This is a genomic window from Halomonas sp. M1, assembly GCF_029581375.1.
In the GTDB taxonomy this organism is placed as follows: domain Bacteria; phylum Pseudomonadota; class Gammaproteobacteria; order Pseudomonadales; family Halomonadaceae; genus Vreelandella.
In genome coordinates, this window is record NZ_CP121119.1 from 1,443,203 (window position 1) to 1,465,379 (window position 22,177).

The 22,177-nt window shown below is 55.0% G+C and carries 20 protein-coding genes; 5 read left to right on the forward strand and 15 right to left on the reverse strand.

Annotated features, from left to right (window positions below; all coding sequences use genetic code 11):
• Positions 1–17 precede the first annotated feature (17 nt).
• From ybaK to P8S54_RS06550, 3 genes are all read right to left on the reverse strand, one after another.
• Positions 18–485, reverse strand: a complete 468-nt coding sequence (gene ybaK / locus P8S54_RS06540) for a Cys-tRNA(Pro) deacylase (protein WP_281443730.1) — start codon at positions 483–485, stop codon at positions 18–20.
• Between the two features lie 133 nt (positions 486–618).
• Positions 619–888: a hypothetical protein gene (locus P8S54_RS06545; RefSeq protein ID WP_009101161.1), complete on the reverse strand. Its 270-nt coding sequence runs from the start codon at positions 886–888 to the stop codon at positions 619–621.
• A gap of 104 nt (positions 889–992) precedes the next feature.
• Complete coding sequence (locus P8S54_RS06550; RefSeq protein ID WP_281443731.1) at positions 993–1,856, reverse strand: cation diffusion facilitator family transporter; 864 nt, start codon at positions 1,854–1,856, stop codon at positions 993–995.
• A 110-nt stretch (positions 1,857–1,966) separates the two neighbouring features.
• Between P8S54_RS06550 and P8S54_RS06555 the strand changes: the two genes are divergently transcribed.
• On the forward strand, positions 1,967–2,836 hold the full coding sequence (locus tag P8S54_RS06555; protein WP_281443732.1) for a LysR family transcriptional regulator: 870 nt from the start codon (positions 1,967–1,969) through the stop codon (positions 2,834–2,836).
• Between the two features lie 200 nt (positions 2,837–3,036).
• Positions 3,037–4,446, forward strand: coding sequence for a PhoH family protein (locus P8S54_RS06560; RefSeq protein WP_281443733.1), 1,410 nt, complete (start codon positions 3,037–3,039; stop codon positions 4,444–4,446).
• Positions 4,447–4,565: 119 nt separating this feature from the next.
• On the opposite strand, the gene P8S54_RS06565 is transcribed toward P8S54_RS06560, so the two are convergent.
• The 10 genes from P8S54_RS06565 to P8S54_RS06610 all read right to left on the reverse strand — a co-directional run bounded on the left by P8S54_RS06565 (position 4,566) and on the right by P8S54_RS06610 (position 17,531).
• Positions 4,566–5,600, reverse strand: a complete 1,035-nt coding sequence (locus P8S54_RS06565; RefSeq protein ID WP_281443734.1) for a YihY/virulence factor BrkB family protein — start codon at positions 5,598–5,600, stop codon at positions 4,566–4,568.
• Complete coding sequence (locus tag P8S54_RS06570; protein WP_281443735.1) at positions 5,597–7,369, reverse strand: complex I subunit 5 family protein; 1,773 nt, start codon at positions 7,367–7,369, stop codon at positions 5,597–5,599. Before P8S54_RS06570 ends, P8S54_RS06565 begins: the two co-directional genes overlap by 4 nt.
• Positions 7,366–8,871, reverse strand: coding sequence for a proton-conducting transporter membrane subunit (locus P8S54_RS06575; protein ID WP_281443736.1), 1,506 nt, complete (start codon positions 8,869–8,871; stop codon positions 7,366–7,368). Before P8S54_RS06575 ends, P8S54_RS06570 begins: the two co-directional genes overlap by 4 nt.
• Positions 8,868–10,358: a proton-conducting transporter membrane subunit gene (locus P8S54_RS06580; protein WP_281443737.1), complete on the reverse strand. Its 1,491-nt coding sequence runs from the start codon at positions 10,356–10,358 to the stop codon at positions 8,868–8,870. Before P8S54_RS06580 ends, P8S54_RS06575 begins: the two co-directional genes overlap by 4 nt.
• Positions 10,355–11,053 (reverse strand): DUF4040 domain-containing protein, encoded by a 699-nt coding sequence (locus tag P8S54_RS06585; protein WP_281443738.1) that lies wholly within the window; start codon positions 11,051–11,053, stop codon positions 10,355–10,357. The genes P8S54_RS06580 and P8S54_RS06585 overlap by 4 nt, the downstream gene beginning before the upstream one ends.
• A 76-nt stretch (positions 11,054–11,129) precedes the next feature.
• Positions 11,130–11,795, reverse strand: coding sequence for a dienelactone hydrolase family protein (locus P8S54_RS06590; RefSeq protein ID WP_281443739.1), 666 nt, complete (start codon positions 11,793–11,795; stop codon positions 11,130–11,132).
• Positions 11,796–11,868: 73 nt separating this feature from the next.
• Positions 11,869–13,638 (reverse strand): SLC13 family permease, encoded by a 1,770-nt coding sequence (locus tag P8S54_RS06595; protein WP_281443740.1) that lies wholly within the window; start codon positions 13,636–13,638, stop codon positions 11,869–11,871.
• 297 nt (positions 13,639–13,935) lie between these two features.
• Complete coding sequence (locus tag P8S54_RS06600) at positions 13,936–14,139, reverse strand: cold shock domain-containing protein (RefSeq protein ID WP_009101184.1); 204 nt, start codon at positions 14,137–14,139, stop codon at positions 13,936–13,938.
• Positions 14,140–14,337: 198 nt separating this feature from the next.
• Positions 14,338–15,993 (reverse strand): GMC family oxidoreductase N-terminal domain-containing protein, encoded by a 1,656-nt coding sequence (locus P8S54_RS06605; protein ID WP_281443741.1) that lies wholly within the window; start codon positions 15,991–15,993, stop codon positions 14,338–14,340.
• A gap of 26 nt (positions 15,994–16,019) precedes the next feature.
• Positions 16,020–17,531 carry a CoA-acylating methylmalonate-semialdehyde dehydrogenase gene (locus P8S54_RS06610; RefSeq protein WP_281443742.1) on the reverse strand — a complete coding sequence of 504 codons (1,512 nt, stop codon included), beginning with the start codon at positions 17,529–17,531 and terminating at the stop codon, positions 16,020–16,022.
• Between the two features lie 138 nt (positions 17,532–17,669).
• Between P8S54_RS06610 and P8S54_RS06615 the strand changes: the two genes are divergently transcribed.
• The 3 genes from P8S54_RS06615 (at position 17,670) to P8S54_RS06625 (ending at position 20,829) form a co-directional block, all read left to right on the forward strand.
• Entirely contained in the window at positions 17,670–18,587 is a 918-nt protein-coding gene (locus tag P8S54_RS06615) for a LysR family transcriptional regulator (protein WP_009101190.1), read from the forward strand.
• A 103-nt stretch (positions 18,588–18,690) separates the two neighbouring features.
• Positions 18,691–19,320: a peptide-methionine (S)-S-oxide reductase MsrA gene (gene msrA, locus P8S54_RS06620; RefSeq protein ID WP_281443743.1), complete on the forward strand. Its 630-nt coding sequence runs from the start codon at positions 18,691–18,693 to the stop codon at positions 19,318–19,320.
• 126 nt (positions 19,321–19,446) lie between these two features.
• Positions 19,447–20,829 carry an NAD-dependent succinate-semialdehyde dehydrogenase gene (locus tag P8S54_RS06625; protein WP_281443744.1) on the forward strand — a complete coding sequence of 461 codons (1,383 nt, stop codon included), beginning with the start codon at positions 19,447–19,449 and terminating at the stop codon, positions 20,827–20,829.
• A 99-nt stretch (positions 20,830–20,928) separates the two neighbouring features.
• Here the strand turns inward: P8S54_RS06625 and P8S54_RS06630 are convergent, their stop codons facing one another.
• Together P8S54_RS06630 and P8S54_RS06635 are read right to left on the reverse strand one after the other, a co-directional pair.
• The gene (locus P8S54_RS06630) at positions 20,929–21,408 is read right to left on the reverse strand and encodes a phosphatidylglycerophosphatase A (RefSeq protein ID WP_281443745.1); all 480 of its coding nucleotides are present in this window, start codon (positions 21,406–21,408) and stop codon (positions 20,929–20,931) included.
• Positions 21,408–22,172 carry a tellurite resistance TerB family protein gene (locus tag P8S54_RS06635; protein ID WP_281443746.1) on the reverse strand — a complete coding sequence of 255 codons (765 nt, stop codon included), beginning with the start codon at positions 22,170–22,172 and terminating at the stop codon, positions 21,408–21,410. The genes P8S54_RS06630 and P8S54_RS06635 overlap by 1 nt, the downstream gene beginning before the upstream one ends.
• Between the last annotated feature and the right edge of the window lie 5 nt (positions 22,173–22,177).

Here is a 22,177-nt window from a genome sequence, read left to right on the forward strand (position 1 = left end):
ATCGATAACGTCCACACTTACGTCGCAAGCACCGCAAAGCACCCTTGGCTCAGTGTAGCCAAATCGTTGGGGGAAAGCTCAATCTCCAACCCACGCCGTCCAGCGCTAACGTACAACGTAGAAAACCCCTGCGCCGAGGCATCAATATAGGTAGGCAGGCGCTTTTTCTGCCCCAGAGGGCTAACGCCACCCAGCACATAGCCAGTGGTACGCTCTACCTCCGGCGGTTCCGCCATGGCCGCTTTCTTCGCCCCAGCGGCTTTAGCAATCTGCTTAAGCCCTAGCTGACAACTCACCGGCACAATGCCTACCGCCAGCTGCTTGCCATCTAACTTTACCACCAGCGTTTTAAATACCTGCTCAACCGCTACGCCCAGTTTTTCAGCCGCTTCTTGACCGTATGACGGAGCAGCGGCATCGTGTTGATACTCATGGAGCTGAAACACAATGCCTGCGCGCTTTGCACTATTAATTGCCGGAGTCATGGAGTTCTCGTCAGTTAACGTCGTTCGCCATGGTGGAAAAGCCCACCTGCGAAAATAGAGGCATGATAAAACATAAACGACCGCGCCCGCTTGTTAAGCGGGCGCGGTCGTTGCGTACATAGCGGCTAACGTATTACTGGCAAGGCACCACACGACGCAACGTATCTTTCGCCCACAGCGTTTGGCCATCCGGCGTACGTCCATGCTCGTTCCAGCGCTCGGTGGTTTCGAGGCAGAAAGAACCAGCATCTTCGATACGCGGGTTAGCGCTGCTAGGGCGCTCCCCACCAATACGCATCACATCCGGATTTTCAGTCGTGTAGCGTGGGGCAACGGTAGAACTTGCGCAGCCGGCAACCAGAGCGGTTACCAGCAGCACGGGCAAACAGCGGCGCAAAGGCATGTTTTGAAACCCTCAAAATAGCGATAGTAGGCCGACACGATTTGTCGGTAGCGCTAAATATCACTGCCACTGAGTTCACGTCAACATTTATTCACACAAGCACATTATGTAACCAGGGTGATGCTAGTCACCGGACGTAAATTGCGCAGCCTGCAGTGCTTCTCAACGCTTTCGACAATCTCTTCGGCATCGTCTATTTGCTGCTTATCCAGTTGAATATCGACCATTAAGAAACTGCCTACCTGGGCCAAACGCACATCGTCATCGGCGATATCGAAGTCTGCTACTTGTTGCACCATCTCTTGGCGCACGCTGCCCACCGACTCACCAAACATTAGCTCGCGCAGCGCACCGCGCACCATACGGATAGGCATCGGTAAAAAGTAGCCTGCAATGATCAACACCATCACGGGGTCGGCAAAGCGCGCATAGCCTGCCCAAGGGGTTAATGTCAGCCCCCAGGTAAGCGCAAACCCAAGCATCACCGCAGCACTTAGCCAGGTATCCATCTGCCACTGACGCAGCTCAGCGGCTAATAACGACGAGCGGGCAATGCGTGCGTAGCGGTTTAACCACCACCAGGTAAGTAAACAACCGGTTACGTTTACCACCCCAAACATCAGCGCAAGATCCAGAGTGACCAGTCGCCCACCCTGGGCAAGGCTCCATAGGGCGGACACCAGCGAAAACACGCACACCAGCGCAATCACCACGCCTTTGAGCAGTACAGCCAGCGGCTCCACCGTTAGCCGCCCAAAGGGGTAGTTATCATCCGCGGGTTTACGCGCCTGCTGAAGCGCAAACAGTGAAAGCGAGGCCAGCACTAAACTTAATAGCGAATAGCCGCTGTCGAATAAAATAGTGATCGAGCCGCTGGCAAGGCCTAACACAAGCCCAGTAAAAGCAAACAGGCTCGCAGAAATAGCGGAAAATCTAAGCGCACGGCGCTCGGCAACAAAGGGGGACACGATTTTACTCCTAAAATCTTACTTAATTTTGCGCCATCATAATGATTACACTACGGGCTAACCAATCGCTCAGTGCTAATAAAAATGGCGCTCAACAGAAGGCATATTTCATGCGAGCAGAACAGGTACAGGCGTTTATTGATGTCACCGAGCACGGCTCCTTTGCCGCTGCGGCACGCCATACCGGCATAAAACGCAGCACTTTGAGCGCCGCGGTAAACGCACTGGAAGATAGCCTGGGGGTCGAGCTGTTTGAGCGTTCGGGCAATAGCCTACAACTCTCGGCGGTGGGCGAAAGCGTGCTGCCAGACTGTTACCGGCTGCTAACCAGCGCCAGCCGGATCAAAAAGCATTGCCAGCAGCATATGCAGGGGGTGGAAAACCAGCTGTGCATTGCCAGGGACGACGCCCTGCCCGAAGCTTTCTGGCGGCAGGTAATGCATGACTTGAAGCAGCGCTATCCGCTAACGGCCATCTCCGTCTACCTATTACCCCCACAAGAGCATCCACAGTTTGTATCGCGGCAAACGGTGGATATTGCCTTTGGCCTGTACACCGCTGAAGGCGCCTCGGTGGATGCTTCCAACCTTGCCCCTGTCAGTATGTGCTTGGTGGCCGCCCCCACTCACCCGTTAAGCCGCCTATTAAGCGTTAATCGAGACGACCTCGCCCAATATACCCAGGTGTGCCTAACCTACGACCAAGGAGACAAACTGGTCAGCGAAGCCCTGTTCTCTACTAACTACCTGGGGCTAACCATGTTTGAGGTAATACGCGATGCGGCTATTAACGGTACGGGGTGGGCGCTACTGCCCTACCCTCTGGTGAAAGAAGCGCTGGAAGAGCACCGTCTTTGCGCGCTAAACCACGACCTCGCCCTAGAGAGCCATTACTACCGCTACGTGGAGGGTGAAAACCTGGGCGTAGTGGCCACAGCGCTATTGAATAGCGTGACGCGCTTCTTAGGCACTACCCGCTAAATCGTGTTGATGGTATTTGCCAAGGGGAAACGTTGAAATTTATCAGTGGCGAAAATCGCCAATGCCTTCCACTCTGTAAAAAAGTGCTAAATAAGGAGAGCAAGGACACGCTAGAGAACCGACACAGGGGCAGTGTCATCTACGTGTAAAGTACGTCTGCCAGTGTCGATGTTGCCGTCAACTAAGGAGTAGTTTCCACGATGGTAAGACTCGATAAAAAAGCCACTAGGCTCTATGTCCTAGACACTAACGTCCTTATCCATGACCCCGCAGCGCTCTACCATTTCGATGAGCACGACGTGGTTATCCCTATGACGGTGCTTGAGGAGCTAGACAAGCACAAAAACGGTGTTCGTGAAATCGCCCGCACGGCGCGGCAAATTAGCCGTACCCTCTCCGACCTTACCAACCAAGTCACCTTTGATGAGATACAAAAAGGCATACCCATTCCGCGTATCAGCGGCGAGTCCGGGCGCCTGCATTTTTTGTGTTACAGCGACCTAAAAACCTTTGATGCGTTAGACGACAGTCCAGACAACCGAATTTTGGCGGAAACTTGCCGGCTGCGGGATGAGCGCCCCGATGCCTCCGTCATACTGATCACCAAAGATATTAACCTACGCGTTAAAGCCGCCGCGCTTAAAGTGCCGGTAGAGGATTACCTTAACGACCGCGCCTTCTCCGATAGCGATGCCATGATTGAAGGCGCCCAGATATATGCATCGGCAGGCCAGGATGGCGCGTCGCTGTGGGAAACGCTAAATGTGGACGTGACCGTCGAGCGGGTCGACCACCACACCTTCTACCTACTGAACGGCAATATGCCCCGCCATTGGCATGTGGGCATGCTGGTATCGGATAGCGAAAATGGCGCTGAGTTTGAAGCCATTGTGCGCGAACTTTCCCCCGTATCAGCCCGCCTGCAGCTGCTCACCAACTATCGTCACCATGCCGGGGTTTGGGGCGTCCACGCCCATGACAGCCGCCAGAATTTCACGCTTAACCTACTGATGGACCCGGATATAGACCTTGTCACCATTGCTGGCAATGCAGGTACCGGTAAAACCTTCATGACGCTGGCCGCGGCTTTCCAGCAAACCCTAGACGCCAAGCAGTTTGAGCGCATCGTGTTTACGCGGGCGCCCATTCCCATGGGCGAAGACATTGGCTTTTTACCGGGCACTGAAGAGGAGAAGATGACGCCCTGGATGGGCGCTTTCCACGACAACATGGATAACTTACTGCGCAATGAAGAAGGCGAATCCAGTTGGGATAACGGCGCCACACGGCAGCTGATTGGCTCGCGGGTGCAAATTCGCTCGCCCAGCTTTATGCGTGGGCGCACCCTCAACGACACCTTTTTGATTATCGACGAGGCCCAGAACTTCACTCCCAAGCAACTGAAATCGCTGGTCACACGGGCCGGCCGCAATACTAAGATTGTTTGTTTAGGTAACGTTGGCCAAATCGACACCCCTTACCTTACCGCCAACACCTGCGGCATGGCCGCTGTGGTCGAGCGTTTTAGGGATTGGCCCCACGCAGGACATATCACCCTAACCAGCGTAGAGCGTTCACGCTTAGCACTTGCCGCAGAAGAGCTGTTATAGCGCCGACCTCAGGAGCCTTCACTAACCTAACTGGTTAACAACTCGTTTCAGCCCGGCCCACTGTGCAATGTGCTTCAGAACCGCACTTCAGCACCGTGGGCTGTTTCTTGGCTGCATGTTTAGCGGTCAACGGTATCCGATGGGTTCCCTTTCCAAGGGTTTTCAACGCCTACGGTATCTGCGGCAAAGGCCTTGCGCTCACCTAACGGCCGAGGCTTACCCACCGTCGTATCGTTATAGGTCTGACGCTCCATCTCACAGTTCACTTCTGCCCCAAACAGCACAACAAAGGCTGAGAGCCAAAACCACAGCATTAACGCCACCACCGCACCAAGAGAGCCGTAGAGTTCGCTAAAGCTCGAAAAGTAGCGCACATACAGCGATAAACCACCCGAGCCCAGTAGCCACATCGTTGTGGCAAACAGCGTGCCATAGCTTAACCACTTCCACTTGGCAGCGCGGCGATAGGGGGCAAAGCGGTAGAGCAGTGCGATCAAAGCGCTCATAATGACAAGCAGTGCTGGCCAGCGCAGCCACTGCAGCACTTTATTCAGTGGCGGCTCCACTGCCAACATGTCTACCACCATGGGTACCACCGCAATAAAGCCGAGTGATACAAGGGTCATCACGATCAGCCCAAACGTCAGCGATAACAATACGCCAAGGCGCAGTAGCGCGGGGCGCTTCTCCTGCTCGCCATAAACCACGTTTAGCCCCACGACTAGAGTAGAAACGCCTTTAGAAGCGATATACATGGCCGTTAATAAACCGGCCAGTGCAGTCATCACGCTCCCCGACTGCGCACTTTCGACGAAATCCTGGGCCTGCTGATCGATCAGGTTCGCCGCGTCCGGCGGCATAAAGCGGCTAACTTCATACAGCTGGCGCCCGGCTTCAACAGGGTCGAACATCAAGCCCCATAGCGAGATAACCGCCGCAATTGTAGGAAACAGCGCCAACAGCGCATAAAACGCGATGCCAGCCGCATACATCGTGATGCGGTCGCGCCGCGCTGCACGTAGAACACGCCAAACAATATCGTACCAACCCATGCGTGTTATATCGTCAGGAGTCGTGGCCTCACGGCCTCTTGAATCTGTTTGTTCAGGCGGCTCTAACTCAAGCTCTCGATGCTTAGCATTTTGATCGCTCATCGCAGCCCCTCCCACAGTAACAAGAGCGCCAGCACCACAGCGAACGCCATCATCAAACCGCTGCCATGGTGACGCATCCATGCTTCACTGGATAAAAGCCGCGTTAGCCGCCCCATCGCGAACTGCTCGAAGGCCAGCGCTGCATTAACGCTTGCTCCTTTTACCTTTTGGCATTTGTGTGCCACGGCGCTTGCCACCTCCACAGCGTTTATGGCGACTACGCTATATAGCCACCATAAATCGCCTGCCGGCGGCCTCTTGGCACGCAGGTGCCGCAGCCAGTAAAAGCTTATTACCACCAGCAGCACACCCACCGGAAATGGCCATACAATTCCCAGCCACTCATCCATTGGCGGTAACACAACGCTGCCCTCTGGCAGCGGAAGCCATAGCGGGGTCGTCAGCGCGGCAATAACCGCGACAAGCCATGCTCCCGGCTGGAAAGCATCGCTGCCCCCTAGGTGGCGCTGCTGCCATTGGCGCCATACACATACGCTCACTAGCGCTGCCGTGCCGATAGCAGCCCAGGTTAACAGCGTAATTAAGAGCGTATGCTCCATCTCGTAAAGGGCGTGTTTGACCCCCCACTTACTGATCATCCCCGCCGCTAGCGCACCGGTTAACGACACCCCAGGCAGCGCGATGAGCGCAAACAGCAGCGGCGTCGGCCAACGGGGCATGTGCTCGCTAATACTGGTTCCCATAAATAGCGCCCCCTTCGCCAGCGCATGATGGGCAGCAAACAGCACCACACCTGGCAGCAGCAGCGGCCACACCCCGGGCGCAACAAGCCCCATCGCTACCATGGCGGTTAACATGCCCATCTGGCTAATACTGGAGTAGGCTAACACGGCCTTAGGATGGTGCTGCCAAACCCCATAAATCGCCGCGCCAAATGCCGCGGCCAAGCCTGCCACCAGCATCCAGTTACCCAGCTGAATCAACTCAGGGGAAAGTTCATCAAACCCTAACGGCAGTACGTTAAGCCAGCCTAATAGGCCCGCTTTTATCATGGCACCACTCAACACCGCACTTGCCGGGGCGGGAGCAACCGGATGGGCCAACGGCAGCCATACATGCAGGCCAATAACCCCCGCCTTGACACCAAACCCAAGCCATAGCAAAAGCGCCATAAAAGCGCCCTGGTCGGCTGCGGCAATGCCTTCCCGAACCCCCTCAAGTGACAGGGTTTCCGCAGTGCCTGCCACCCACAAAAAACCGCCGAGAATCAGCCCTTCGCCTATCACAGCCAATATTAAATACGCCTTGCCACCCAGCCGCGCCTCCTGGCTGCCGCTGTGAACCACGAGAGCGTAAGCAGCAAATGTCATTAACGCGAAGCCTAGGTAAAAGCTGGCAATATCCTGAGCAATAATCAGCAGTACGTTGCCCAAAAACGTCAGCGGCCAAAGCAGTGCCAAGCGCAGCAAGCGGCGTTCGGCAGCATGATCTCCCGCCTGGGCCTTCGCCTGTTCAGCGGCGAAATACCCTCGCCCGTGCACCGCAGCCAAACTCCATAGCAGGGTAGTAAACACAAGCCACGGGCGAGTTAGCGCATTCAACTCCCAGAAACCACCCAGCATCCATGCCTCAATGACCCACTGCGCCTCTCCGCCATAGGCCAGCAGTAACGCAGGCCAGGAAGCCGTTAGCCACGTCAATGTAAAGTAGTGGCGCGCTGCCACCGGCGTTCGATAGGCCTGCCACACCACATTACCCGCAATGCAAAGTGGCCAAAACAGAGCCGCAATTAAGAGCAGTGTCATCATGGCAGATACTCCCCGACCGCAACCCGCGTTGCCCAGTCCAGTGGGCTAAACGGCAGCCCTGCCAATAAGCCTGCCCCAATGCTTACCACAGCGGTAAATACCGCAGGCCATAGCAACCAGCCATGGGTTTCCAGACGACCCAGGCGCTGCTCCTTTGGCCACTCGCCTTCACCATGGGCAGGCCCCTCGCGGAACCACAGGCGGTGCACAATCGGCAGGAAATAGAGCGCATTTAAGGTACTACTGACCACCAGCACAGCCACCACCCAGTGCATATTGGCCTGAACCGCCCCCACACCCAGGTACCACTTAGTGATAAAACCAGCCACGGGGGGCAGTCCAATCATCCCCAACGCACCCACCGTAAACGCAATACTGGTGAGCGGCATACGTTTGCCAGCGCCGTCCATTTCATCTATGCGGTGAATACCTAGCTCCTCGGCGTAATTACCCGCGCAGAAGAACAGCGTTACTTTCATCAGCCCCTGGTGCAACAGATGGGCCAGTGCCCCGATGGTGCCAAACGGGCCGAAAAGGCTAACCCCCAGTACAACGTAGGAGACTTGGCTAATGGTTGAAAATGCTAGCCGGGGTTTAAGCTCATGCTGCGCAATTGCCCGCAGCGAGCCATAAATGATGGTGATGGAAGCAGCGATAGCCAGCGCGGTGGTAACGCCTAACTCGACGCTCAGCTCGATCCCGTAAAGATCATAGATAATCCGCATAATGCCAAACGCACCGGCTTTCACTACCGCAACGGCATGTAACAGCGCACTCACGGGGGCCGGGGCCACCATCGCTCTAGGCAGCCAGCCGTGAAAGGGCACCATCGCCGCTTTTACGGCAAGCCCGCCCACTAGCAGCGCAAATATTAGCGTTAGCTGCCCACGGTGATCGTTAAGATAAGGAGAAAGCCCTTGCTCCGACGCAAACGAATGGTCGCTTGTTAAGCTGTAAAGCATCACGACGCCCAACAGCAGCACTACCCCACCCGTTAGCGTGTAGCGCAAATAAACCCGCCCCGCTGCTAACGCTTTAGCGGTGCCCGCATGAACCACCAGCGGATACGTAGACAGCGTCAACATTTCGTAGAAAATCAAAAAAGTAAACAGGTTGCCCGCTAACGCGATCCCCAAGGTACTGGCCACACACAGGCTGAAGAAACCAAAAAAGCGTTTCCGATTAGCCGCGCCTTCCAAGTAGCCAATGGCGTAGATCGTGGTGCATAACCATAAAAGCGACGACAGGCCAGCAAACATTACCCCCAGCGCGTCGGCACGCAGCACAAAATCGATACCGCCGATAATCTGAAAGCTAAAGGTGTCCAGGTGGCCTTGGGACACCCGCCCAATCATTAACGCCACCAGGATAATTTTACCGACAGCAGCCACCAAGTTAACGCTGGTGCGTAGCCGTCGTGCCTCCTCGGGTACAAGAAAGATCACCACGGCTGCAATAATAGAGGTAGCCAAGGTGGCAAGGGGTAACCATGCCGCGTTCATAGGCCACCTCCATGTAATAGCGACAGCGGTAAATGGGCCAGCAATCCCAGGGCAAACGCTGCCAGGGCAAGCCCTAGCGCGACTAGATCCATGCTCGGCGCCAACGGCTGATAGTGGTGCCTCGGGGCGGTTTCATCAAAGGAGTAGCGAAACACACGAAACACGTAGGCCGCGGATAACAGCGTGCCCACCAAAAGCGCTGCGACAGCAACCCACTGCTGGGTCATCACCATCGCCTGTAGAAGCAGCCACTTCGCCGTAAAGCCTGAGCTAGGCGGTAAGCCCATAAGCGTTACGGAAGCGATACCAAACACCAGTAATGACAGCGGCAAACGACGGCTAGTGCCCGCGAGGCCCTTCAGCGAGCTTTCACCTGTGGCAAGAATCAAATTACCCGCAGCCATAAACATCGCAGCTTTCGCCAGCGCGTGTCCCATCAGCTGTAACCAAAACCCCTCCCATGCTAGCGCCTTCGGTAAAGGGGGAATGTCAGGCCCGATCAGTAGAGGAAAAGCCACCATCAAATAGCCCAGCTGGGCCACCGTTGAAGAGGCCACCAGGGTTTTAAGCGAATCTGATCGCCATGCCACCAGACCACCCCACACAATGGCCAGCATTCCCAGCCAAGCGACAAAGCGAGGGGCAAACACCGCATCAGGAAGCAGAATACTCCACAGCATAATTAAGATGAATAGCGATGCTTTAACCACCAGCGCCGCGTGTAGCGCGCTTACCGGAGTCCAAGCACTTTCATGCACTGGGGTTAACCATCCATGTAAAGGAAATAGCGCCGCCTTTAGCGCCAGACCTGCGCCTATTAGCGCTGCGGCTATCCAAGCAACCGGCCCTGGCTCCACGACCTCCGCTAACGCCTGAAGATCAAGCTCCCCCCAGTACCCAAGCACCAGAGCGACACCCAGCAGATAAGCCAGCGACCCTACCAGCGCCAGTAACAGATAGCGCATGCCCGCCAGTAGCGCAGCAGGTTTACCCGATAAAAGCAGCATGCCTACCGCCGCTAACCCCATCAACTCTAGGGCGGCATAAAGCGTTAGCAGATCCGCCGCCAGCCAGATCAGGGAAAGCGCACTGATCAACACACCCATCAAAGGCCACAGCCAGCGCGACTGTTTACCGGGGTTTGTTAAGCGTAAATGTCCCGGGGTATACAGCGCCGCAGCGGCACCCACCCACTGGGTAACCAGCAGCATTAAAACGCTGACGCCGGTTAAGCGAAGCGACACCGTTACCCCCGCCACCTGCCACTGCCAGCGCAAAAGCCCCGCCTGCTGGTAATCCATCATGAGCAGAACGCCTGCCAACAGAATGGGCACGCAGGCAAGCCCTACAGGTAACGCTCGCCGGGGAGAGCATAAGGCGCCTAAGAGGCCAAAGAGAATCGGCAGTGCTAGCGTCGCGCCTAATGCCCAGTGGGTAAGCCAAAGGGGGTCGAACGTCGTTTCTGTAAGACCAAACCGCCAGTTCATTGGGTGTGCTCCTTGGCCTTACCGTCGTGGCCCAGGGCATCCTCGCCTTCCAGCAGAAGAAGATGACGAATCAACAGCGCCCCTAGTAACGAACCCAGCCAGGCAATCGCCAGGCCAACGCTCACTAATGCCTGCGCGCCCTCCACGGTGCCCGCCATACCGGCAAGCAGGAGAAACACGCCGGAACCAAGAATATTGAAGGCAAGCAAGCGGCGTAGTAAATGGCGATGCAGCGCAAACGCCCCCATGGCCGTTGCCGCAATAAACACCGCCGCTAGCACAAGGGGATGTTCAGTTGGAGAGTACGCCATTTCAGGCATCACATAGCGGATCGCGCCGCCCATCATTAAGCACCATGCCAGCGCTAAAAACGCCCGCGCTAAGCCGTGATGCCAAGAGCCACGTAAATTATCGTAGTAGGTTACGCGCCTACCGCGGGTAGACGTTTCAGCGTCAGAAGGAAACATTCTTAACGCATAAAAAAAGCTCGCCCCCGTTAACAGCGCCCCCAACACAAGCTCGGCTAAAGCCAACCAGGGGGCGCCTAACCACCACCACGCCAAGGTCATGAGCAGGGCAAATACCACGAACAGGCAGCTAGCCCGTAACAGATGGCGATCAAACAGGCAGGCAAGCGCTACTACACATAAGCAGAGTGCTAGCCCCCCTTCTAATAATATAGAGGAAGCTATCATGCGCCTTCGCTAATCCCTTGCATCGGCTATAGGGGTAATTACTTTGCCTGCCTTTTAATCACTTGTCGACGCAGCCCTAGGCTAAACGCTCGCTAAGCCAGCGGCCAATATCGCCTACCTGCTGGGGGCAAAGTGCGTGAGCCATTGGGTACTGGCGATAATTCACCTCATACCCCAATGTTTTTAAACGCTCAACCCCACTGCGGCCAAGGGTTTCCGGCACGATGGGGTCAAAATTGCCGTGGTGAGCTTCAATAGGAATGTGCCGGTTGGCGTCGGCTAGCTCGATACTATCGGCGGTAGCAAAGTAGGTCGACATGGCTAACAAGCCGCCTAAAGGCTGAGGGAAAGAGAGCGCGGCCTGGTAAGCAACGGCCCCACCCTGGGAGAAGCCAGCCACAATAATGCGCTGGCTATCAATGCCTTGGTCGATCTGCTCTTGAATAAGCGCCTGAATCCGCTCGGCAGATTTCATCAGCTGGCCTTCGTCTACGCGGCGCCCCAGATCCATCGCGAGAATGTCATACCAAGCTGGCATCACCATGCCGCCATTGATGGTCACTGGCAGGCGCGGCGCATGGGGCATAATAAAGCGCACATGCGCATCGTCAGGTAGCGTAAGCGCGGGAACCAGCGGCTCAAAATCGTGCCCATCGGCACCTAAGCCATGAATGATAAACACACACGCGTCGGCGGGTTGACCATTTTTCGGTTCAATAATCAGTTCGCCTGGGGCTGTCATGAGGTTAATTCCTTGCTGAATTTAAAAGCGCCACCCTAGCGCAAAGTAACGTTAACAGCGAGACATTGTCCGCTTAAAACGGCCAAACCAGCGGAATAAGCGTCAACGAAATGGCACCGGTAAGTAAGTTTAAACCACCGCCCACACGTAAAAAATCGCTTATTCGATAACCACCAGGGCCGTGCACCATTAAGTTGGTTTGATAGCCAATCGGGGTTAGAAAGCTCGCCGAAGCAGCAAACATAACCGCTACCACATAGGGCATCGGATTAACCCCTAGGCTTTCGGCGGCGGCTATCACCACCGGGAAAATAATCACCGCGGCGGCATTATTGGTGACTAACTCAGTGAGCAGCGCTACAACGCAGTAAGTACCAATGAGCAAAAGCAATGGATTACCCGCCACCAGGGAAAGAGCGCCTCCCGCGATGACATCGGCAGCACCCGAGCTTTGTAGCGCTGCCCCCACGCCAAAAGAGGCAGCGATGGTCAGTAGTACTTGGGTATCTAAACCTCGCTTGGCGGCCCCGACTGTGCAACAACCCGTGAGCAGCGCAAGCGCAGCCCCAAGCATCGCGGCATTGAGCATACTCAACACCCCAAAGGCAGCAAGCAGCACAGCACCCAGCAAAATCGCCCAGGCCAGCGGAGCTTTTTCATGAACCGGGCGCGCTGCGCCGTTCAGCTCGCTGATTAGTAGGAAGTCTTTCGACTGACGGTGGCGCTCAATAAACGGTGGGCGCGCCTCTAATAGCAGCACATCAGCAGGCTGCAAGCGCACTTGCCCTAGGTTACCCGTTACCCGCTCACCGCTCCGGCAAACGGCCAGCACCGCAGCACCGTATAGCGTTCTAAAACGTCCATCGCGGATGCGCTGGCCAATAAACTGGCACTGATTGGAAACTACCGCCTCTACCAGCCGACGCTCCTTAAACTCTTTCTCCAAGCTGGAAGCGCCATCGTGAGAAGGAATTAAACCGCGTATCTGCTGCAGCTCAACGGCCGCATCGGAGGTGCCTACAAACACTAACCGATCCCCACCCTTTAGCTGCTCCCCGGGTCCCACGACGCTCACTACGTTACCGGCACGCTCTATTTCGACCAGAAACAACTCCTGCAAATGGCGCAGTCCAGCCTCTTCCACCGTGCGTTCAACCAAAATACCGGCAGGATCAACCTCCATCTCAATGGTGAACTCGCGGGGGTTAGCAAAGGCTTTTGCCATACCCTCTCGGGAAGGCAGAAGACGCGGCCCCAGCAGAATCAGATAAGTAAGCCCAACCACCGCCACAGGAATGCCAACCCAGGCCAAATCAAACAGCCCCATGGCAAAATCAGGGTAACGCTCGACCAGTAGCCCATGCACCACCAGATTAGTGCTGGTACCAAATAGGGTGATAGTCCCGCCCAGTATTGAAGCGAAACTCAGCGGCATTAAAAGCCGCTGCGGAGAGAGCCGTAGCCGACGACTCCAGCTCATCACGGCAGGAATATAGGTGGCGACGACGGGGGTGTTATTAAGAAAACCACTCAGCGATGCTACCGGCAGCAGCAGCCGCACAAGCGCACCTCGCTCACTGTTAGGGCGGCCTAGGACATAACGAATAATGAGGTCGATGCCGCCGGTTTCACGAATACTGGCGACCAGTACGTACATAAACGCCACGGTAAACAGGCCGCTGTTGGAAAAACCGCCCAGCGCTTGCTGCGGGTCAATTACCCCCAGCGTCATTAACACCACTACCGCACCCAACAGAATAATATCGGGGCCAAGGCGCGATAGCGCCATCAGTGGAAAGATAGTCAGCACTACCCCAACAGCGATCCAAGCATCCAGCGACATAACCCCACGTCCTTAACAGAAAGCTTTATAAAAAGGCTTAACAAAAAAGCATGGGAGCATTGTGACGCCAATCACATATTCTAAAAAGTTATTTTTAGAAACAGATCAAGATCAAAAAAGAATATATGAATGTGAGGTGTGAGGTGTGAGGTGTGAGGTGTGAGGTGTGAGGTGTGAGGTGTGAGGTGTGAGGTGTGAGACAGAGTAGATTGGAGTAGAAATAAAAAAACCCCGCTCAAGGCGGGGTTTTTCAGCAAGCTAGCATAATGAGCTAGCTGCGGACATCAAGGGTTCTAATTATAGAACTTTGATGTTGGAAGCCTGAAGGCCTTTTTTACCCTGGGTGACGTCGAAGGAAACCTTCTGGCCGTCTTGCAGAGTTTTGAAGCCGTCAGCTTGAATTTCGGAGAAGTGCGCGAACAGGTCGTCGCCATTGTCGTCCGGAGAAATGAAGCCGAAGCCTTTAGTGTCGTTAAACCACTTAACGGTACCAGTTGCCATGATCGAAATCCTCGATAAAGCGAATTATAAAGCCGGGGTAATACCCGAGTTGCAGTGGGTAGAACAAGAAACTTTCACCAGACTCACGCTTGGGCGTTCGATACTGCTGACAACGTTCGACTTGCTAACCAACTGCGTTTAGCATGCGCTTTACTTAGCCGCACGTCAACACTATGATCGAAAAAAATGACATTGCAATTACTTTTTTTCCAAAATCCAATTTGCCGCTTTTTCAGCGATCATCAGCGTCGGTGAATTAGTATTTCCGCTAGTAATTGTGGGCATTACGCCTGCGTCAGCCACGCGTAAACCCGTTATTCCACGTACTCTAAGCTGTGCATCAACCACCGCCATCGGGTCGTCTGCTCGCCCCATACGCGTTGTGCCTACCGGGTGGAAAATTGTCGTCCCAATGTCCCCCGCAAGGCGCGCTAATTCATCGTCGGTTTGGTATTCAACCCCGGGCTTTACTTCCTCCGGTGCGTATTTAGCGAACGCAGGCTGCTCAGCAATGCGCCGTGTCACGCGCAGTGAATCTGCCGCTACCTTACGGTCTTCCTCAGTGCTTAGATAGTTAGGCTCAATGGCCGGTGCCGTTTGTGGGTCGCGGTTTTTGATCCGAACCGTGCCACGGCTGGTGGGATTCAGGTTGCATACGCTGGCAGTAATTGCCGGGAAGTTATGCAGCGGCTGACCAAACGCATCCAAACTTAAGGGCTGTACGTGGTACTCAATGTTGGCGTGTTGGTACTCGTCAGAACTGCGGGTAAAAATGCACAGCTGAGACGGTGCCATGCTCATCGGGCCAGAGCGTTTCAACAAATATTCAAGCCCAATCTTGGCTTTACCCACCAAGGAGTTGGCCATGGTGTTCAAGGTTTTAGCGCCATTAACCCTATATACCGAGCGGATCTGTAGGTGATCCTGCAGGTTCTCACCCACCCCAGGAAGCGCTGCCACCACATCAATGCCATGGCGTTGCAGTAGCTCAGGCGCACCAATACCGGAAAGCTGCAGAATCTGCGGCGATCCGATAGCCCCCGCACTCAGTACCACTTCCTTATTCGCCGCGACCTCCATCACGCTGCCCTCGCGTAGAAGTTCTGCGCCTACGCAGCGTGGCTGACCATCTTGCTGCTCAAACAGCAGGCGGTTAACGTGGGTAGAGTGCCAGAGCGTCAGATTGGTGCGCTTCTTTATTGGCCGCAAAAACGCCTTGGAGGTATTCCAGCGCCAGCCTTTACGCTGGTTAACCTCAAAGTAGTTAACGCCTTCGTTATCGCCGCGATTGAAATCATCGGTGCGTGGAATACCCGCTTGCACCGCTGCTTCGGCGAAGTCATCCAGCACTTCCCAACTCAAACGTTGCTTTTCGATTCGCCATTCGCCGCCATGGCCGTGGTAACGACGGTGCTCAGCATCGCCATCACCACCGTCATCCAGCCGGTGATGGTCTTCGTGCTTCATGAAATCCGGCAGGCAGTTTTCCCAGCGCCACGCGTCGCTGCCGGTCAGTTCAGCCCAGTGGTCGTAATCCCTTGCCTGACCACGCAGGTAGAGCATGCCGTTAATACTGGAACAGCCACCCAGGGTTTTGCCGCGTGGATAGATCAGCGAACGACCGTTGAGGCCTTTATCAGGCTCAGTGCGAAACAGCCAATCCGTGCGAGGGTTGTTAATGCAGTAAAGGTAGCCCACCGGAATATGAATCCAGTGGTAGTTATCCGGCCCGCCCGCTTCAACCAGCAGCACCCGATTATTCGGGTTGGCGCTTAGCCGATTGGCCAACAGGCACCCTGCGGTGCCTGCGCCGATTACGATGTAATCAAAGTTATTAGTAGCAGCGTGTGCCATGAACTGGCTCCCGTAACGTAGCGGCGTTACTTAGCCGTAGGCATTACAAATTCAGCACCCGCGTCGATGGAGTCAGACCAACGCTGCATGATGGATTTCTGCTTGGTGTAAAAGCGCACGCCCTCTTCTCCGTAGGCATGGGTATCGCCAAATAGCGAACGCTTCCAACCACCAAATCCATGCCATGCCATCGGCACTGGAATAGGCACGTTAATCCCCACCATCCCCACTTGGATACGGCGGCCAAATTCACGGGCGACGCTGCCACTTTCAGTGAAGCAGCTCACGCCGTTGCCGAATTCATGGTCGTTGATCAGTTGAATCGCCGTGGCAACATCGGGAACGCGCACACACACCAGCACCGGGCCAAAGATCTCTTCTTTATAAATAGTCATCTCAGGCGAAACGTGGTCAAACAGCGTGCCACCCATCCAGAAGCCTTCACCGCAGCCTTCGCCGGTATGGCCGGTGTCAAAATCACGGCCATCAACCACGAGCTCAGCGCCTTCGGCCACGCCTTTTTCGATATACCCAGTAATACGCTGATGCGCCTGCTGGGTCACAATCGGGCCCATTTCCGCATCCAACTGCATACCGTCTTTAACCTTCAGTGCTTTGGCACGCTCGGTGAGCATAGGCATAACTTTATCTCCCACGTCACCCACCAGCACGGCCACGCTAATCGCCATGCAACGTTCACCAGCGGAACCATAGGCCGCCCCAATCAGCGCATCCACCGCTTTATCCAAATTCGCATCGGGCATTACCACCATGTGATTCTTTGCCCCGCCCAACGCCTGTACGCGCTTACCGTGTTTGGCACCGCGCTCATAAATCAGGTTAGCAATAGGAGTAGAGCCGACAAACGAAAGCGCTTTAACGTCAGGGTGGTCAATCAGCGCTTCCACCGAATCTTTATCACCCTGCACCACGTTAAACACGCCATCCGGTAGACCTGCCTGCTTAAGGAGGTCGGCCATCATCAGCGATGCGCTGGGATCCAAGGGGCTGGGCTTGAGAATAAAGGTGTTGCCCGCCGCAATGGCAATCGGGAACATCCACATCGGCACCATAACGGGGAAGTTAAACGGCGTAATGCCTGCGACGACACCCAGGGGCTGGCGCAGCGTCCAGTTATCAATCCCGGTACTGACCTGCTCGGTGTAATCGCCTTTTAGCAGTTGAGGAATACCGCAGGCGAATTCAACAATATCGATCCCCCTGGCCACTTCACCCTGGGCATCGGTAAATACTTTGCCATGCTCTTTGGTAATCGCTTCCGCCAGCTCATCTTTATGAGCGTTTAGCAGCTCCAAAAATTTAAACAACACCCGTGCGCGGCGAATCGGCGGGGTATCCGCCCAAGCGGGAAAAGCTGCCTGGGCAGCCTGAACAGCGGTGTCCACATCCGTTTGCGAGGCCAATGCTACCCGTCCCGTCACTTTTCCTGTGGCGGGGTTAAATACGTCTTGAGCATTAGCCGAGTCGCCTGCGCTTACTTGGCCGTTAATAAAATGCTGAATAGCGGTTGTTGTCATGGGGCTACCTTTATAACGAGTGCTTAAGTAATCAATGATAGCCCAACAGACTACCCCCCTTTTCACGGCAATCAATTGAGTAATTTTTAACCCAGATATAAGATTTACTAATAACACACCACTATGGGGAGCCTATTTATGCAGGAGTACGCAGCGCTACGCGCCTTTGTTGCCGTCGCACGCACCGGCAGCGTGTCGCGGGCTGCCGAACAGCTACACCTTACCCAGCCCGCTGTCAGCCTAAAGTTGAAGCAGTTGCAGCAACACTTAGGCCTTACGCTGTTTACCCGCCGCCCCCAAGGGTTAACGCTAACCGCCGATGGCTATGCGCTACTCCCCGCTGCTGAAAACGCTTTAGCCAGCGCCCTTGCCTTTGAGCAGAGCGCCAGCGCCTTACACAGCACGCTGCGGGGAAAATTAAAAATTGGCACCATTGTCGATCCAGAATTTATCCGCCTAGGCGATTTTCTTAGCCGATTAATGGCTCGGGCACCGCAGTTGGAAACCGAACTACATCACGGCATGAGCGGCAGCGTGTTGGCGGATGTAGAGCAGGGCGAATTAGACGTGGGCTTTTTTCTCGCTCCGCCCGGCGAAGGTACCGCCAATACAGGTATGGGCAGTGACACCCTTGCCTGGCGTGAACTCACCCACTTTCATTACCACGTGGTAGCCCCGGCAGGCTGGGAAGCCAAGCTAGCGGATACCCGCTGGGAAGTGTTGGCACGGCTGCCCTGGATTGTGACACCCCCCGTTTCAGCCCATTACCGGCTACTAAACCGTGCATTAGCCGAAAGTGGCGCTACGCCAAACCGCGTCGCCCAGGTAGACCAAGAAGCCTGCATGCTGGATTTAGTGCGCGCGGGCGTAGGGCTTAGCTTGGCCCGGGATGCGTTGGCCATGGCCGAACGCCAGGAGAGCGGCTTGGCTGTCGCCGATAACGTCCGCCTGCCTTGCGCTCTTAGTTTGATATGGCGTAATGACCGCGCGACAGAACCCACTATTAAAGCAGCGCTTGATACGCTGAATACCGTGTGGCCCCATCGCCCAGGTTAGACAGTTAATGTACATCTCTGGCGCTTTATGTATAAGTAGTTGGAACCTAGCGTCGTTCACCGACTCCTAGAGCGATGACTTATTACGTACACTGGAGCGCCCCATGTCTCGTTTTGCCCACCTTCGCCCCTTAACGCTTGGCGTACTGGTAGCCGCCAGCTTTACCAACGCCTCACTTCAGGCTCAGGAACAACCTAATGCCGTGGCCACATTTGCAGGCGGCTGCTTTTGGTGCATGGAGCCGCCTTACGACCGCCAAGCAGGGGTTATTTCCACCCTCTCTGGCTATACCGGCGGGGAGCGCGAGAACCCTACCTATCAAGAGATTGGCCGAGGCGATACGGGGCACGCCCAATCTGTTGAGGTTACCTATAACCCCGAGGAGATCAGCTACGAGCAGCTTCTGGAAATTTTTTGGTACAACGTTGACCCCTTTGCGGTTGATAAACAGTTCTGCGATGTAGGCTCACAGTACCGTTCAGCGATTTTTTATCACGACGATGAGCAGCGTGAGCTCGCCGAAGCCACCAAAGCTGAGATAGAGCAGCGCTTTGACCGTGAAGTTGCCACGCAAATTATGCCCGCTAGCGAGTTCTGGGAAGCTGAGGAGTACCACCAAGCGTACTATCAAAAAAATCCGCTGCGCTACCGCTTTTACCGCCATAACTGTGGCCGAGATAACCGCTTAGAAGAGGTGTGGGGTGAAGACGCTGGCGGCCCAACCTACAATTAGCCGCTAACAATTCATTTGGGCAAAACCACACTTTCTCAACTAGAGTGAATAGCATCATCAATAGACCAGTCGGCTATGGACTGGTCTACGTTCTAACGCACCGTTGATCTAAAGATAGGAGATCTTATGAGCAACAGCATCACAACCGTTAACCCGAGCACTGGCGAAACACTAAATACCTATACATTTATGGATTCCAGCCAGGCTAAGCAAGTGGTTGACGCAAGCTATCAAGCGTTCCTGGACTGGCGACTACACTCCCTTGCACACCGTGCCAGCATTGTTAAAGCCATTGGCAAAGCGCTGAGTGCCCATAAAGAAGCGCTTGCTGAGTTAATCGTTCAAGAGATGGGCAAGCCACCAAAGGAAGCCCGTCAGGAGATCGACCTGTGCGCTGGCATCTGTGATTACACCGCTGAACACGGCCCCACGGAACTCGCCGATGAAGAGCGCAAGCCGGGTAACGGTAAGCGCGGTATTATTACCTACTCGCCCATGGGTGTGATTTACGGCATTCAGCCATGGAATTTCCCTGCCTACCAAGTAGTGCGTTACTCCATCGCCAATATCATGGCGGGTAACAGCGTCTTGCTAAAACACGCTGAAAACGTGACGGGCAGCGGCTTGCTGCTTGAGAAAATTTACCGTGACGCTGGCCTACCTGAAAATGTCTTCCGCACGCTGGTTATTTCCCACGATGTTTCCGATGAAGTGATTGCCCATGACGCAGTACGGGGCGTTACCCTCACCGGCAGCGATGGCGCGGGGCGTCAAGTAGCGGCAAAAGCGGCCGAGAATCTGAAGAAAACCGTACTGGAACTAGGCTCTAACGATGCGTACTTGGTACTCGATGATGCGGATCTTGATGTAGCGGTAGATACCTGTGTCACAGGCCGGGTTTTCAATGGCGGGCAAACCTGCGTCGCCGCAAAACGCTTTGTGGTAACGGACGCTAACTACGATGCCTTCAAAGAGCGCTTTGTTGAAAAAATGAAAGCGGTAAAAGTGGGTGATCCCAAAGCAAGCGATACCGACGTTGGCCCGATGGCCCGGGTCGACCTACGCGATAAGCTCCACGCGCAGGTAGAAGAGAGTGTTAGCAAAGGTGCCAAGATACTTTGTGGCGGTGAAAAGCCAGCAGGTAAAGGCGCCTTCTACCCAGTCACCGTGCTGGACAACGTAACGCCCGGCCAGCCCGCTTATGACGACGAGCTATTTGGTCCGGTTGCCGCGCTAATTCGCGCCAAAGATGATGAAGATGCCATGCGCATTGCCAACAACAGCCGCTATGGCTTAGGTGGCGGCATTATCTCTAAAGACGTCAAACGCGCCACCGAGCTAGCCAGCAAGTACTTTGATACGGGCATGGTATTTATTAACGGTTTTGGTGTAGCCACGCCGGAAATGCCCTTTGGCGGGGTTAAAAACTCCGGTTACGGGCGTGAGCACGGCGGCTTTGGGATGCACGAATTCGTCAATGTTAAATCGGTAATTGTCGTTCAAGAGTGATGCTTTAAACACCCAGTAGCATGGGGCGTGAAAAAGAGAGCGCCGCTAGCCTAATAAAGGCTGGCGGCGTTGTTATTCCTCACTGCCAAACTGAGTCGCTTAAACAGGCTGAGATGCTCTCCGTTGCCATAGCTTCAGCACCAATACCACGACCACCCAAGTCGCCAATGCCGCGACAACATCATCTAAGACAATCCCTACTCCGCCCTGAACGTACTCTGCCAGATGAATAGGCGGTGGTTTTAACGCATCAAAGAAGCGGAAAATAGCAAATGCCAGCGCCATGACAAGCGGATGGCGAGCCGCCTTTAGCCCGATAACCGCAAGTGGAAAGGCTACATACTCATCGGCCACAATACTGCCAGGGTCTCCCTCTCCCAGCTGCAACGCAGCGTAATGACACACCGGCACAGCCAACGCCACTAAAACGGCCATCATGGCGCCCTGCTGACCCAACGGCCGACCTAGTAACCACCATGCCAACGGTATACCGAGTAGTGAACCAAACGTACCTGGCGCAATCGGCGCTAGCCCCAGCCCAAAACCTGTGGCTAGCCAAAGGTTAAGTGTTTCAAGCATTACCCTGCCTGCCGTGCCTGGCGCTCCAGCTCATCAACCACCTCTTTTGGCAAGTTGAGCGCGCCAGCCAACTGATCAAGCCAGGCGCGTTCCATAGGGTTTTGCTCATCGGTCACGGCCACACTCATCAGATACATTTCCCGTGCGGCCTGGGGGGAGTCTGCTTCACGGGCCAGCGCCTGGGCATCCAGCGGTGCTTTAAGCTGCTGCTCTACCCAGCTATGCATCTCCTGATCAGCCCCCAAAGCATCAATCTGCTCGGTAATCAGCGCCTGCTCCTGCTCATCAATATGACCGTCAGCTCGGGCGGCCATAATCATCGCTTGAAGCAGCTCTAAGCTGCGCCGCTCTTGGTATTCACCACTAAGGACTTCTACCCGCTCCCCTTCTGCGACGCTGTTAGCACTGCCTCCTTTAGCCTCTTGGGAGTTTTGCCATGCCTTCCATGCCAACATGCCCACACCTGCTATTGCACCATATTTAAGCGCTTTGCCTCCCATGCTTCGGCCCCGCTTAGAGCCAACCAATAGGCCCATCGCACCGCCACCTAGCAGGCTTTTCATATCAAAACTGCTCGCCTTACCCCCTTGGTTAGCCCCTTGACTACTGCCCCCACCCAACTGGCGAGAAAGGCCATCCAGCATACCTTTAACATCCATGCCGCCACCGCCCTGCTGGCTACCACTGTTATTCTGACTACCACTGCTATTCTGACTACCCGTGGCTTGCTGCATCAGCTGCTGCAAAATTTTGCTTGCGTTCATCCTTG